This is a genomic window from Caballeronia sp. LZ029 (genome assembly GCF_031451275.1).
Lineage (GTDB): Bacteria > Pseudomonadota > Gammaproteobacteria > Burkholderiales > Burkholderiaceae > Caballeronia > Caballeronia jiangsuensis.
The window spans coordinates 1,556,423-1,570,105 of sequence record NZ_JARUXO010000004.1 but is presented as its reverse complement, the minus strand read 5'-3'; the positions used below and the strand labels follow the sequence as shown (position 1 = coordinate 1,570,105).

At 60.5% G+C, this 13,683-nt stretch carries 13 protein-coding genes; 9 read left to right on the top strand and 4 right to left on the bottom strand.

The window, feature by feature from the left end; translation table 11 throughout:
- The first annotated feature begins 205 nt into the window (after positions 1–205).
- Both QCE73_RS33130 and QCE73_RS33125 read left to right on the top strand, forming a co-directional pair.
- Complete coding sequence (locus QCE73_RS33130) at positions 206–973, top strand: IclR family transcriptional regulator C-terminal domain-containing protein (protein ID WP_035502817.1); 768 nt, start codon at positions 206–208, stop codon at positions 971–973.
- 246 nt (positions 974–1,219) lie between these two features.
- A complete protein-coding gene (locus QCE73_RS33125) occupies positions 1,220–1,756 on the top strand; it encodes a periplasmic heavy metal sensor (RefSeq protein WP_309885186.1) in 537 nt (178 codons plus the stop codon).
- Between the two features lie 11 nt (positions 1,757–1,767).
- On the opposite strand, the gene QCE73_RS33120 is transcribed toward QCE73_RS33125, so the two are convergent.
- The gene (locus tag QCE73_RS33120) at positions 1,768–2,457 is read right to left on the bottom strand and encodes a hypothetical protein (protein ID WP_309885304.1); all 690 of its coding nucleotides are present in this window, start codon (positions 2,455–2,457) and stop codon (positions 1,768–1,770) included.
- Positions 2,457–2,939, bottom strand: coding sequence for a glycoside hydrolase family 108 protein (locus tag QCE73_RS33115; RefSeq protein ID WP_035502886.1), 483 nt, complete (start codon positions 2,937–2,939; stop codon positions 2,457–2,459). Before QCE73_RS33115 ends, QCE73_RS33120 begins: the two co-directional genes overlap by 1 nt.
- A gap of 422 nt (positions 2,940–3,361) precedes the next feature.
- Here QCE73_RS33115 and QCE73_RS33110 point away from each other — a divergent pair, with 422 nt between their 5' ends.
- Genes QCE73_RS33110 through QCE73_RS33100 form a run of 3 tightly spaced genes read left to right on the top strand, consistent with a single transcriptional unit; the run spans position 3,362 to position 5,944 of the window.
- Positions 3,362–3,748, top strand: coding sequence for a hypothetical protein (locus QCE73_RS33110; protein ID WP_035502822.1), 387 nt, complete (start codon positions 3,362–3,364; stop codon positions 3,746–3,748).
- A gap of 31 nt (positions 3,749–3,779) precedes the next feature.
- Positions 3,780–4,307 (top strand): universal stress protein, encoded by a 528-nt coding sequence (locus tag QCE73_RS33105; RefSeq protein WP_309885185.1) that lies wholly within the window; start codon positions 3,780–3,782, stop codon positions 4,305–4,307.
- A 20-nt stretch (positions 4,308–4,327) separates the two neighbouring features.
- Positions 4,328–5,944 (top strand): alkaline phosphatase D family protein, encoded by a 1,617-nt coding sequence (locus tag QCE73_RS33100; protein WP_309885184.1) that lies wholly within the window; start codon positions 4,328–4,330, stop codon positions 5,942–5,944.
- Between the two features lie 15 nt (positions 5,945–5,959).
- Here the strand turns inward: QCE73_RS33100 and wrbA are convergent, their stop codons facing one another.
- The gene (gene wrbA / locus QCE73_RS33095) at positions 5,960–6,562 is read right to left on the bottom strand and encodes an NAD(P)H:quinone oxidoreductase (protein ID WP_238293595.1); all 603 of its coding nucleotides are present in this window, start codon (positions 6,560–6,562) and stop codon (positions 5,960–5,962) included.
- Positions 6,563–6,745: 183 nt separating this feature from the next.
- Here wrbA and QCE73_RS33090 point away from each other — a divergent pair, with 183 nt between their 5' ends.
- Positions 6,746–7,384 carry a LysE family translocator gene (locus QCE73_RS33090; protein ID WP_309885183.1) on the top strand — a complete coding sequence of 213 codons (639 nt, stop codon included), beginning with the start codon at positions 6,746–6,748 and terminating at the stop codon, positions 7,382–7,384.
- 317 nt (positions 7,385–7,701) lie between these two features.
- On the opposite strand, the gene QCE73_RS33085 is transcribed toward QCE73_RS33090, so the two are convergent.
- Positions 7,702–8,001 carry a hypothetical protein gene (locus QCE73_RS33085; RefSeq protein ID WP_309885182.1) on the bottom strand — a complete coding sequence of 100 codons (300 nt, stop codon included), beginning with the start codon at positions 7,999–8,001 and terminating at the stop codon, positions 7,702–7,704.
- A gap of 477 nt (positions 8,002–8,478) precedes the next feature.
- Between QCE73_RS33085 and QCE73_RS33080 the strand changes: the two genes are divergently transcribed.
- Genes QCE73_RS33080 through QCE73_RS33070 form a run of 3 tightly spaced genes read left to right on the top strand, consistent with a single transcriptional unit; the run spans position 8,479 to position 13,679 of the window.
- The gene (locus QCE73_RS33080; RefSeq protein WP_309885181.1) at positions 8,479–8,730 is read left to right on the top strand and encodes a PAAR domain-containing protein; all 252 of its coding nucleotides are present in this window, start codon (positions 8,479–8,481) and stop codon (positions 8,728–8,730) included.
- Positions 8,731–8,737: 7 nt separating this feature from the next.
- On the top strand, positions 8,738–12,799 hold the full coding sequence (locus tag QCE73_RS33075) for a type VI secretion system tip protein TssI/VgrG (protein ID WP_309885180.1): 4,062 nt from the start codon (positions 8,738–8,740) through the stop codon (positions 12,797–12,799).
- Positions 12,789–13,679: a hypothetical protein gene (locus tag QCE73_RS33070; RefSeq protein ID WP_309885179.1), complete on the top strand. Its 891-nt coding sequence runs from the start codon at positions 12,789–12,791 to the stop codon at positions 13,677–13,679. The genes QCE73_RS33075 and QCE73_RS33070 overlap by 11 nt, the downstream gene beginning before the upstream one ends.
- Positions 13,680–13,683 lie beyond the last annotated feature (4 nt).

Here is a 13,683-nt window from a genome sequence, read left to right as displayed (position 1 = left end):
TTTGAAACACCCGAATTTCGCGTCGCTCTGAAAGTGATTGGAGAATAAGAGCGCAACCCCTTTGGATCAACGCTTTATGATAAATTTTGCGCGATTATCGTACGCGTGTGTCCGATAATCGATCACTTTGGGGGTTAGCACTAGCAAAAGGCTATGCTCGAGCGCCGAAACACTTGGCGATCCATAACTAAACAAGCATATCAGCATGACTAAACCGGAACTCGACAAACGCGACTGGATCGCCGGTCTGGAGAAGGGCCTTGCGATCCTCGAAGCCTTCGACGATCAGCACGCGCGCATGACGCCCACGCAGGCCGCGATGCGCACCGGCCTCACGCGCACGGCGGCGCGCCGCTATCTGCTGACGCTCGCGCATCTCGGCTACGTGCAGACCGACGGCAAGCTCTTCAACCTGACGCCGCGCGTGCTGCGCATGGGCTGGTCGTATTTCGAGTCGGCGCGGCTGCCGCGGATCGTGCAGCCGTACCTGCAGCAGTTGAGCGCGTTGATTCACGAATCGGTGTACGTGAGCGTGCTCGATGACTGGGACCTCGTGATCATCGCGCGCAACGGTTCGACGCGCGTGATGACGACGGGCTTCGTGCTCGGCGCGCGCGTGCCGGCCGCGCTGATGTCGGGCGGCATCGCGATGCTCGCGTACATGAACGAGACAGCGGTGCGCGGCTGGCTCGACGCGACCGAGTTCAAGCCCTTCACGCCGCTCACGATCACCAACAAGGAAAGGCTCTACGAAAAGATCCGGCAGGCGCGGATCGATGGCTATGTCGCGATCGAGCAGCAATTGCAGATGGGCGTGCGCGGCATCGCGGTGCCGATGAAGAACCGGCACGGTGAAGTGGTGGCGGCGTTGTCGGCGAATATGCCGATCGGAAAGGAAACGGGCGAGGCCGCGCTCGCTCGCGTGTTGCAGCCGTTGCAGGAGACGGCGTTGTCGATGTTGAACGTGATCTAGTTGCGTCGAGTTGAGGGTTGAGGTGAGGGTTTTCGGGATCGTGTGGTCTGGACGCTGCCGAAGCCCGTATTCAAAGGCTTTGCGGCGAGTGTCAACGGCTCAGAGGTGAGGGTTTTCGGGAGCGCCGCTCGGCGGACGCACGCCCTCACTCTCACCTAATTCCCCCTCCCTACACTCCTTTCCATGGTTGCGGCGACACACCCGGTCAACCACATCCGCACATCGACAAAAGGAAAGGGGAACGAAATGACCCAGCTCAACGCATCGGCGAACGCGCGCAAGGCACGCAGCACGGGCTTGCTTCTCAAGCTCTCGGCGTTATCCGTCGTCACCGCGCTTTCGCTCGGGCTCGGCTCCGCGCCGGTCTACGCGCAGGCGCTGCCGATGGATAACGCCGCGCCCGCCCGCGTGCAGCCGTTCGACGTGCGCACGCTCCACGATCAACTGAACCTCACCGCCGATCAGGAAGTGCAGTGGCAGGCCGCGCTCGACGCGATGCGCGAGAGCCATTCGTCGGAGCGCATGAACGCGGACCAGATGCAGGCGCGCATCCAGACGATGCTCAAGCAGCCGATACTCGATCTGCCCGCGCTGCACGCGCTGGACCAGAAGATCCGGCAGCAGGACGCGCCCTTGTCCGAGCAATCGGCGAAAGCCTGGCTCAAGTTCTACGGCAGCCTGAACAATCAACAGAAGACCACCTTCAGCGATGCGATCCGGCCGCAGTTCGAGAACATCGCGCATCATCCGGCGCGCCCCTACGATCCGCGCACCGGACTCTGACGCGAACAAGCTCAGGACGCGCCCGTGAAGATCGGCCCTTGTCCGCCCGGCACGAACGCGCGGGGTGCATGGTCGATGCTCGCGCCGGACTGATCGCGCCCGGCCGATGACGGCGCGGGATCGCGCAACGTGACGGCGGTCTCCGATGTGATCGGCACGCTCGGTTGCGCGAGCAGTTCGGTCTTGCGCATCGAGCCCGCCGACGTCCCGAAGTAATACCCGATGATGCTGATCCATGCGGTCCCGAGCGCGCCGACCACGACGTTCACGAGATCGCGGTTCGGCTCGGGCAACGCGCGCAGCGCCATCAACAGCAGAATGCCGAAGAAGCCGGCCGTGACGCACATCGCGAGGACCTTCGGCACCCAGTCCTTGTTCGCGATGCCCATTGCGCGCGCATCGGCACGGTCGCCCGCCGCGATGCGCGCCATGTCCGCCTCGAACGACAAGCGCGCCTGCGCCGCCGCCACCACCAGTTGTTGCAACTGCAACGAGTTCGCGTTCTCCGCCTGACTGATCTTGTCGAGCGCGGCGGGATCGTTGAGCGCGGTCTCGACGACATCCGGATCGCTCGGCGTACCAAGCGCATGCGAGATGATCGCCGCCGCCGTGCTCACGCCGAGCCCGACCGGCCCGCCGATGAGACCCGCCAGAAGAGGCGCCTTCGCGCCGATGGTTGCCGCCACTTTCGTCCAGTCCATCATGCTGCTCCCAGGAGAAGATTCGTCGCCATGCGATCGGTCCAGCCGCGGCTGAACGTCGGCCAGGCATGCAGGCCCTTCAGATAACGCAATCGATATGCGATGAAACGCAAAACGAAGCGCATCGGATCGGCGGCTTTCACGGCATCGACGGTATCGGGGCCGAACTTGCCGTCTTCCTTCGCGCCCGATGCCTTCTGCATCCACAGCACGACGAGACCGCCGTTGTAGTTCGCATCGAAGATCTGGAACGCGACGCGCGGATCGAATTCGTCGAGATGCAGCGGATCCCAATACTTCTGCTTCGCGATGCGCTTCGCGAGTTCGAGCGGCAGGTCCTTCATCGCGCCGGCATAACCGTAGCCACGCGCGACGCGCGCCGTCACGCCCCACATCGTTTCGCCGCCCGGGTCCGCCGGATGGAACGAGTAGCCGCCTTCGCTGCCGATCAGCGCTTCGAAGGCGTCATCGAAATTGTTCATGGTTGTCTCCTTGGCGCCTGCGCGTGCCGCCGGTAACTCGCGATACGACAGCCGCGGCGCCGGAAGAAACGGGCCGGCGCACGAGGCGGCCGGCCCGGTCGCGTCAAACAGTGGCAGGCAGTCATGACGCGACGGCAAAGCCTTATGCATCGGCTATGCCAGGCGATGGGAGAAACGCGTCCGGGCCTTGTCCGGCAAGGCCCCGGCAGCGTTCGGACGCTGGCGAATAAAAGTGAACTGTCGTGCGCTGGCCAACGCTTTTAAGTGCGTTTGTTCGATCTGCCCAGACATCGAACTGCACACCGCACGCTCATTCGACGCTCATTGTCCACGCCTACGATGCGAAGCATCCAGGCGGCGCGGTCCCGATCGAAACCATCGCACTGCCTTTCGTTGACGACGTTTCATCGAGGAGAAATGCCATGCGTCACTACCCATCGGACAGTCCCCGCGCGGCCGCGCGCATCGTCGTGATGTCGCTCATCGCTGACGGACATATCGGCAGTGCGGAAATCGAGGAGCTCGAAAAGCGCGGCTTCTATGCGCGGCTCGGGCTTCATGCAGGCGAGTTGCACGAGGTCGTGCGCGAGGTCTGCGAAGACCTCACGCGATGCTCCTATCTCACGTGGGACGACGCGTGTCGAGTCGATTCAGGCATCGTGCAGCAGCTCGCGGAAGAAGTGCGCGACGAGCGCATGAGACGCGACGTGCTCACGCTCTGCGAATCGGCGGTGGTCGCGGACGGCATGATGACCTGCACCGAAGCCGCCGTGATCGATGCCGTGAAGCGCACGTGGCGCATGCATTGAATCGCGCGAATCATCGAACGGAGACGACATCATGCAAAAGCACATTCTCGTCGCGGTAGGCCCGGGCTACAGCCATGCCGCGCTCGCGCTCGGCATCGCGCGGGCCCGCGAATGCAACGCGCGCCTCACCGCGCTTCATGTGGTGGACCGCACGCCGTTCTGGGCGATATCGTCCGCGCAGTACGACTGCGGCGCGGCGCTCGCGCATGTCGATGAACTCGCGCGCGGCGTCGAGAAGCGCACGCTTCAGGCGATACGCGCGTCGAGCATCAACGGCGTGTGCGTGACGATGGACCTGCCCGCGCGCACGACGCTCGGGCGCGTGATCGCGCAGGCGGCGCGCGAGTTCGATGCGGACCTCATCGTGATCGGCCGCACGAAGGCGACGAACTGGCGCTTCTGGGAAGAGCGCGTGTCGGACGCGGTGAGCCGCTACAGCAATCGCCGCGTGCTGATCGCATCGAATCATGCGGGGCACATCGTGTCCGCTGAAACAAAATCGACACCGTTAAGCTTTACCATCGCCGATTCGACGCAGCGCGTCACTCGTCCATCGTAAAGTCCGAGAGGAAGCTCGCCATGCCGGATCGTATCGTCAAGCCGTCCCGACGCACCTTGTTGAAGGGTCTCGTTTCCGGCACGGGACTCGCGCTCACGGGCGCGGGTCTCGCCGATGCCCTCGCGCAAGGCGTCGCGCCCGCCGTCGTCACCGCGGACAAGTCGCGTCCGCAACTGCCCGGCGGCGTGATGAGCGGCGATGTCACGGCGACGAGCGGCATCGTCTGGAGCCGCACGGACCGGCCGGCGCGCATGATCGTCGAGTATTCGACGAGCGAGCGCTTCGATACCTTCCAGCGACGCATCGGGCCGGCCGCGCTCGAGAGCAGCGGCTTCACGGCGCGCGTCGATCTGACCGGCCTGCCGCCTGCCGCCGACATGTTCTATCGCGTGCGCTTTCAGGATCTCGTCGATGGCAAGGCATACAGCGAGCCGGTGACGGGACGCCTGCGCACCGCATCGCTCGATGCGAACAAGCCGGTCACGTTCGTCTTCTCCGGCGATGAAGCGGGGCAGGGCTGGGGCATCAACGAACGTTTCGGCGGCTATCGCATCTATGAGGCGATGCGCCGCGAAGCGCCGGACTTCTTCATCCATCAGGGCGACCAGATCTACGCGGACAACGTGATCGAATCGGAAGTGAAGCTGCCCGACGGTTCCATGTGGACCAACATCGTCACCGAAGGCAAGTCGCATGTCGCGCAGACGCTCGACGACTACCGCGCGGCCTTCGCCTACAACCAGCTCGACAAGAACAAGCGCCGCTTCGCCGCGGAAGTGCCGTTCCTCGTGCAATGGGACGATCACGAAGTGCGCAACAACTGGTATCCGGGCCAAAAAATCGGCGACGCGGAGAAGCGCTATCAGACGCGCTCGATCAATCTGCTCGAAGCGCGCGCGAAGCAGGCGATGTTCGAATACAACCCGTATCGCATCAATCAGCTCGATCCGGAGCAGGTGTATCGCGGGTTTCAGTTCGGTCCGCTGCTCGACGTGTTCATGCTCGATGAGCGTTCGTATCGCGGCGCGAACTCGCCGAACAGACAGACCCGTCTCGATGCGGATTCGGCGTTTCTCGGCTCGCAGCAGACGGCGTGGCTGAAGGCGTCGTTGAAGGCGTCGCGCGCGACGTGGAAGGTGATCGCGAGCGACATGCCGATCTCGCTCGTCGTCCCCGATGCGAACCCCGACGTGCCGAAGGGCACGTTCGAGGCATGGGCCAACGCCGAAAACGGCGCGCCGCTCGGCCGCGAACTGGAGCTCGCGGAGATCCTGCGCTTCATCAAGCAGGAGGACATCAGGAACGTCGTGTGGATCACGGCCGACGTGCACTACGCACAGGCGACGCATTACGATCCGTCGCGCGCGAAGTTCACCGAGTTCAAGCCGTTCTGGGAATTCGTCGGCGGGCCGATCAACGCGGGCACCTTCGGACCCAACGATCTCGACACGACGTTCGGTCCGGAACTGCGCTACGTGAGCGTGCCAAAGGACAATCCGCAGAACCGCTCGCCCGCGTCGCTGCAACAGTTTTACGGCCGCGCGAAGATCGATCCCGTCAGCCGCGCGATGACGGTCTCGCTGCACGACCTGAACGGCAAGTCGCTCTACGAAGTGAAGCTCGACGTCGAAGCGTGAGCGCGGCGTCGATCGTTATCCGGCGAGCTTCGTCGCCAGTTCGGCGACATGCTTGCCCTGATAGCGTGCGATATCGAGTTCGTTCTGCGTAGGCTGGCGGCTGCCGTCGGCGGATGCCATCGTCGTCGCGCCGTAGGGCGTGCCGCCTGAAATCTCGCTCATGTTCGTGAGTCCGGCGCAGGCATACGGCACGCCGACGATCACCATGCCGTGATGCAGCAGCGTGTTATGAAACGACGTGATCGTGGTTTCCTGTCCGCCATGCTGCGAAGCGGTCGATGAAAACACGCTGCCGATCTTGCCGACGAGCGCGCCTTTCACCCACAGCCCGCCGGTCTGATCGAGAAAGGTGCGCATCTGGCCCGCCATGTTGCCGAAGCGCGTCGGCGTGCCGAAGATGATCGCGTCGTAATCCGCGAGTTCGTCGACGGTGGCGACGCTCGCCTGCTGATCGAGCTTCACGCCGATCTTAGCGGCCTGGTCGGCGGGAATCGTTTCGGGCACGCGTTTGACCGTGACTTCCGCGCCCGCGACGCCGCTTGCCCCTTCGGCTATCGCCTGCGCCATCGTTTCGACGTGGCCGTACATCGAATAGTAGAGAACCAGTACTTTCGCCATGATGTGTCCTTGTGTGAGGGTGCATCGGATGGAGACGTGCGGCGCCTTGCGCGCCTTCAAAGATAGCACCGCCGCGCCGGTTCGCAAGGAACTGGCCTGCCCGCGCGAATGCCAGCCGTTCATGGACTGGCGCGCGTTTCTCCGGCCAGAATGTCGATAAATCGAAACGGAGACGCCACCGCCATGAACGGCCACGCCTTGCTCAGCGCCAATCTGCTCCTTGCCTACTCGGCTTATTTCGTCGGCACGGCGAGTCCCGGGCCGAGCAATCTCGCGATCATGTCGATTGCCAGCACGTCGGGCCGGCGCGCGGCGTTCGCATTCGCGGCGGGCGTGATGTCCGGCTCGTTCTTCTGGGCGATGCTCGCGGCACTCGGGCTCTCCGCCGCGCTGACCGCGTACTCGGGCTTCCTCATCGGCGTGAAGATTTGCGGCGGGTTATATCTGCTGTGGCTCGCGTTCAAATCGGGGCGCGCGGCGCTGAAGCCTCCGGTGCGCAATGCATCGGCGGATGCGCAGGGACAAAGCGTGCGCAGGCTCTATGCACGCGGCGCGCTTTTGCATCTCACCAACCCGAAGGCGATTCTCGTGTGGATGTCGGTGGCGGCGCTCGGCTCGTCGGCGGGGGAAGGGCCGGGACATATGCTCGTGGTCGTCGCGGGCTGTCTGTGCATCGGCGCGTGCGTGTTCGGCGGCTATGCCGCGCTCTTCTCGATGGCCTCCGCGCGGCGCGTCTATACGCGCATCCAGCGCGGCCTCGATGCGTGCCTCGCGCTTGTGTTCGGCGCGGCGGGCATTCGCCTGCTGACTTCGCGTGTGTGATGGATGAACCGGCTTGCGCGGGCGTCGGCGCTTTCGGCTGAATCGGCGTTTGCGTTTTTGATGCGACTGCCGACGGCGGTGCTCATCGTCGTCGCCGGGTGAGTTATCCACATTGTGCTGGAGCTGAACCTTTCTGAACCTCGGGCGGCGCTGTGCCATCAGTCCGATTTCGTGGCAACCTTGCGCATGGAATCCGCCCGAACCGCATCGACCGCGATCCGAGCGCATCTGAGTGAGGCTCGCCACCTACCAGCGATCTCCGAGCAGACGCCGAGCCGCCGCGAGGAACGCGTTCTTACGGGCACGTTCCACGCGGATCAGTTCTCTTCCAGCCGAGCGCGCGTCGCGTCCGTGATCCGCGGCCCGGACGCTAAGCGCACTTCGATCTTCAGTTGCTTGCGCCGCATGCGGCCGAACGCATCTTCAGACTGACTCGGATAGGCGAGACTGAAGCATTGGCGGCACGCCACCTGCCGCGACAGGTACAGCAGCGCAGCCCGTCGTCGGCAGTGCGGACATTCGAACCATGCGCGCGTGCCACCATAGGTGCAGGCAGTCTCCAGCAGCGCGATGCGCTGTTCGACAGGCTCACCGTTGATCGCATACGTGACCGTCACCCCGCGTTTTTCGGTGCATAGGTCCATCCGTGACACTTGGCTTGCCGTTTTCGTCCTTCCATTGCCAGCCGTAGGAAAGGCCCGCGCACAGGAGGTTTTCACGGTGCAGCTGCCGCACCTCAAGCGAACGCAGTTGCCCCGTCTACGACTCCATGCGTAGCCTGCCCGCGTTGATCCTTACGCCGCCACGCATTGCGCCTTCGCAGGATACGAAATCGTCACTCTGAGCACGTGCACGGATGCGCTTTTATCGCCTTCTGAGATCAGTTCAGATCCATGTCTGGCCGGCTATCCAGCGCGGAGAATCTCGCGAAGCGTCTGCTTCCACCACGAGCGATCAGATTGCACAGAAGGCGACAAAACCCCGCACCCAAATTCATAGGACAGTGACATTTTGTTGCGGAAGTGCCGGGCTGTGAACGCTTGTCGTAGCCTTTTTCTCCCTTTCAACACGGCGACAGATAAGGATGACAAGCTATGAAAGATGAAACAGGCCGAGAAGTAGCCCGCTTGGGCGACAGGACGGACCACGGTGGCAAGGTCATCGAGGCCGCGCCTAACCTTATGCATATGAGGATCGCAGTGGCGCTCGACGGGCATACGACCGAATGCCCGAAGTGTAGCGGGACATATCCCATCATCGCGACAGGCGCACGCACGCACGGCGGGAGAAAGGTGGCTTTCATCGGCGATAAGACTGCATGCGGCGCGACCGTGATCGGCGCGTGAGGATCGCATGACTTGGAGCATTCAAACGCGAACAGTAACGTTCGACTGTCCTGCACTGCCAGAGACGATTTATCGAGGACCGGACCGTAAGCAACACACGGAGCCCCTTTTAACCGTGCGCAGCATTCGCGGACGGGAGGCGGTTGGCGAACTGTTCGAATATACCGTTCTTGCCGAGGTTGAGCATCTCGATGCCCTGCTAAGACCCAGTGAAGCCGCGCAGATCGATTTACAGCAGGTCGTCGGGACGCATGGAATCGTTGCCCTCGAGATAGACGGTATCGGAACTTTCCGCGCAGCGCAGAAAGGCGATACGGGACGCGCGAACATCGGGGCCGATACACGCTACATCGGCGGGAACATCGCAACCGCCCGAATCATTTGCGCAGAGGATCGCGCGGCGGTTTATGAATTCGTGTTGCGCCCTTCCGTATGGTGGGCCACGCTCGAGCGCGATTCGCGCATCTTCAAAGGGTCCGTTACCGACATTCTCGAAGAACTGCTGCGCGACCGCACGATGCTTGACTGGCGCATCGCGGGACCGTGGAGCGGCATGAGGGCGTATCCGCTGCGCGACTTCGTCCGGCAGGCGTGGGAAACAGACTGGAATTTCGCGCTGCGGCTTATGGAGGAATGGGGTCTCTTCTACTGGTTCGAGCACAACCGGCACGGGCACACGCTGGTTATCTCCGATACGCTAGGCGGCTTTCGTGACCACGGCGTCGCATACGAGACCCTGCTATACCGCACGGATGGGCGCATCGATGAGGAACACATTAGCGAACTGTCCGTAACCTATACGGCCACGGCAGGCAAGGCGACCGTCAACGATCACGATTACATGCGCCCGCGCCTACGTAAGAGCAATGCGCCGCTTCGCGAAGAATACGAGGACACGCAAGGCACGGCGAACGGGCGCATTGAAATCTACGCGCCCGCCGAGTTCGCGAAACCGGATTCAGATGACGGCCCACATAAAAGCAACGACGCCCGCGAGGAAGGCCAGCACCTAGCGCGCGTCATGCTTCAGGCGGTGCGCTGTGAGGGACTACGCGCGCACGGCAAGGGGCGTTTGCGCGGCCTTCAGCCAGGCCGTACTTTCACGCTCGCGGACTATCCGCAAGAGGCGGCGAACCGTGAATATATTGTTCTGTCGTGCGAACTCGATTTGAATGAAATCGGCACGTCATCCGGTTCATGGCGTCAGTACAGTGTAGACGCCTCGTTTGAACTTCAACCCTCGACCGAGGTTTACCGCTTACCGCAAGTCACGCCCCGCCCGCATGTCGGCAACGAATACGCCGTCATCGTAACGCCCACACACAAGGAAGACGGAAACTATGAATGGTGGATCGATGACAAGAACCGGGCGCTGATTCAATACGACTGGGATCGACAGGCGACGTTTGATGGCTCGACGTCGATTTGGGTACGGCTCGCGACGCAATGGCAAGGCAATCAGATGGGCGTGGTCACGCCCGCCCGCGCCGGGCAAATGGTCATCGTCTCGCACGTACACGGCGATCCGGACCGTCCGTACATTTCTGCCTTTGTGGTCGATAAGTACAACTTGCCGCCGTGGGAACTGCCGCACAATGCTGCAATCAGCGGCACGCGTAGCCAGAGCCTAGGCAATAGCTCGGCGTCGAATCACCTTGCGTTCGATGACACTCACGGAAAGCTACAGGCACAGCTAGCGAGCGATCAGGAAAAGTCGAGTTTAAGCCTCGGCTTTAACACGCGCATCGACGGCAACAAGGGAAGACAGGAGGCCAGAGGTTCGGGCTTCGAACTGAGAACGGACGGGCACGGCGCGGCGCGCGCGGCCAAGGGCCTGTTGATAACGACCGAGGCACGCCCTGACGCGAGCGGCCACGCGCTTGATATGGGCGAGACGATTGCACGGCTTACGCAAGCGCGCGATATCCACGAGACGCTAGCGAAACACGCGCAAGCACATGGAGCGCAAGCCGAGGAAGGCAATCACGCAGGTAATCAGTCGAACGTCGCCAAAGCGATTAAAGCAGCGAACGATGAGGTACGCGGAATCGGCAGCGCGAACGCTATCAAAAACAACGCCGACGCGTTCCCCGAACTCGCCGCGCCGCATCTCACGGTATCGAGCGCTGCGGGGATTCAGGCCACTGCGGCGGGCACCATGCACATGGCGAGCGGCGACGACCTTGCTGTAACAAGCGGCCGCAATTTCAGCGTCGCGGCGGCGCGTTCGATGTTCGCCAGCGTTGCGAACACCTTCGCGGTATTCGTGCAAAAGGCCGGAATCGCGCTCACGGCGGCAGCGGGAAAAATCCGCATCGAAGCGCAGAGCGATAGCGTGCAGATCGTCGCGAAAAAGGATGCCGAAATACTCAGCACCGATGGCTGGATCAATCTGACAGGCGTTAAAGGAATTCGGCTGAACGGTGGTGGCACGGTGTTGGAGATAAGCCCGGAAGGCTTGCGCGGCTTCACGCACGGCGAGTTCCTGATTCATGCGGCAAGTCACGCGACAGCCGAGCCACGAGAGAAGCCGGTCAAGCTTCCTCTCACGGATATCAAGAGCGCGAAGATTGCCGAATCATTCACGTTAGTTGACAACCGCTCGGGCTTGCGGATCGCGCGCCAGCCGTACCGAATCACACTCGAAGACGGGCAGGTTATCAAAGGTCGCACAACCGATGCGGGAGAAACGGCGCTTGTTCTGGCTGAATGGGTGCAAGCGGCAACAGTCGAAATTCTTCACGATGACGGAACGGAAAACCCGGTCGCCATTCTCCCGGTCGTGCTGACTCGATCAGCCGATCAAGCACAACAGCCCACTATCGTGAGTCAAAAGAAGGGAGATAGCCCGGTCAATGGCCGCGAGCTTCAGCGAAACGAAGCAGGCCAGCCGGGGTTCGACTGGAATGTCGCGCTGTGCCAGCCGTATAACTGGGGAATGCGGTATAGCACGAAGGACAAGAAAGACTCGAAGCGCCTCGACTTTCCGGTTATCCGTCAATTTGCGCTCGATATCCGGGAGGTCTTACTCGAACAGATTCAGTGGGGAGATAACTACTTCGGAAGAGGCACGCCGACGCTGACTATTACGCCGATTTGGATTGATAGGGAGGCTGTCATGCCGAATGGTGAGAACCGGAAGACACGGCGGCTTCAATTGAACGACAGCGTACTCAAAGAGCTATCGAAACGAATCCGACAAGTATTGTCAATGGCGCTGACCTCAAGCCAGTCAGGCCCGTTCGCTCTTCCAAGCGAAGCGATGCCTGATGTCATCGTTACAAATGACGCACTTACAGGCGATGCGCAAGGTGTCTTCGACAATGGAATATGGGCACTTTCAATAAATACCGCTACCTTTACACCGTTGTTTCAAGAATCCCAAAAAAAAGAGGCATTACAGCCTAAGGCGGATGCACTGGAAGCATTAAAGGATTTCGTAGATACAATCTATCACGAGGCGCGCCACGGCCAACAATCCTTTTGGGTGTTTGCAATGATGCAACAACAAAAGGCAAATTTTCCGAAAACACCGAAGATTGATTTGTGGCCCGGCATCGTCGTTAGGGGCCAACGGGAAGCGGCCAGAATCGTCGAACTTGCCAAACAGCAACCCATTCCGGACGACATGCTCGCGCTCGCGGGCATTAAGCATATGGCAGTTGGCCTATACGTTTGGTACCTAGGTATGTGGAAGACCAGTAAATGGTTTCCAATCCCTATTGCGAATAACGACGCAGAACTGTCCGAAGAATATCAAGCAGCATTTGAACAAGCCACTGAGGTATTACGTAATGTTGGAGCGGGAGGAGCGCAAATTGATGTCGATAATATGGTGTACGAACATACAAATGAAGGCTACAGAGGGCGGCCCTGGGAAGATGATGCCTTTTACTGCGGTGAAAATGCGGGAGATTATTGGATGTCAGGTGAGGCGTCTAACGATATGTCTGATAATCGGTGCAGCCGCGCTTACGCATTCGCCTATCACGCGCGCGCAAGCCGCGCAAACATCCCTACCATCAGCACGAACAACACTGGGGGCGGAGCCGTTCGACATGGAGAATAAAAAGCCAACCTATCAATTCATCCAGCACGACATGTCACCTGAAAGCCGGGCTCGATTAATCGAACTTGCCAAATTGGGAGCGCTATGGGTTGCGGGAAAGACCAGTTTGGAAGACGTCGAACGACGCTTCGGTCAATCAAAATTAATAGGGCCACCCGACGACGACGAAAAAACGTACTCCTTCAGCAATCTTGACTATGGTGTGCACTTTAATTGGAACTTGAAGCTGGAAAATGCAAAAGAGCACCGTAGCAGAACTTTCGAAATCAGATTGGAAGCTAATGTTCGCGTAAACATCGATCGCGACAATCTGAAAGATGCGCTTGGCCTCAACCGAACAAAGGTCGGCGAACTAATAGATGGAGTGCGTAAGGAAACACTGGATTATTATGCCTACGTGCCACTTCCCGGACGTGATCCTGATCTCGTTCATCTAAATTATCGCTTTCCCTTGCCGGACAATTCGGAATTCGATGTCTATGCGGGGTTTGACTACAAGCGGCTTCCCGAACAGGTAGGGTCAACGGTGGAGAATACAGACAATTTTCGAGAACTTAAGATATCCCGTTGGTATCTGACGTCCACTGAACTCAAGCAACGCGACGATGCCAAACGTCAGAAATACGGCGACATGAACTTATGCACAGGAATGCCTTGCCCAGAAACGGGCTATTGGGAGGCATGGGGGCATGGCGGCCCACTTGATGTCGAACTCTTGAAGACCGGACAAATGTTTCCGACAGCACGCACTTCATCCCAAACGTTAAGAGCGAGTCGAAATTATGCAGTCGATGCCCGCTATTTCTGGCTTTGCTCAGAGCATCAGAAAGAGATGGCGTTTGAACGCATGGCGCCATTGCGCAGACTTCAAAACGGCTAAACGC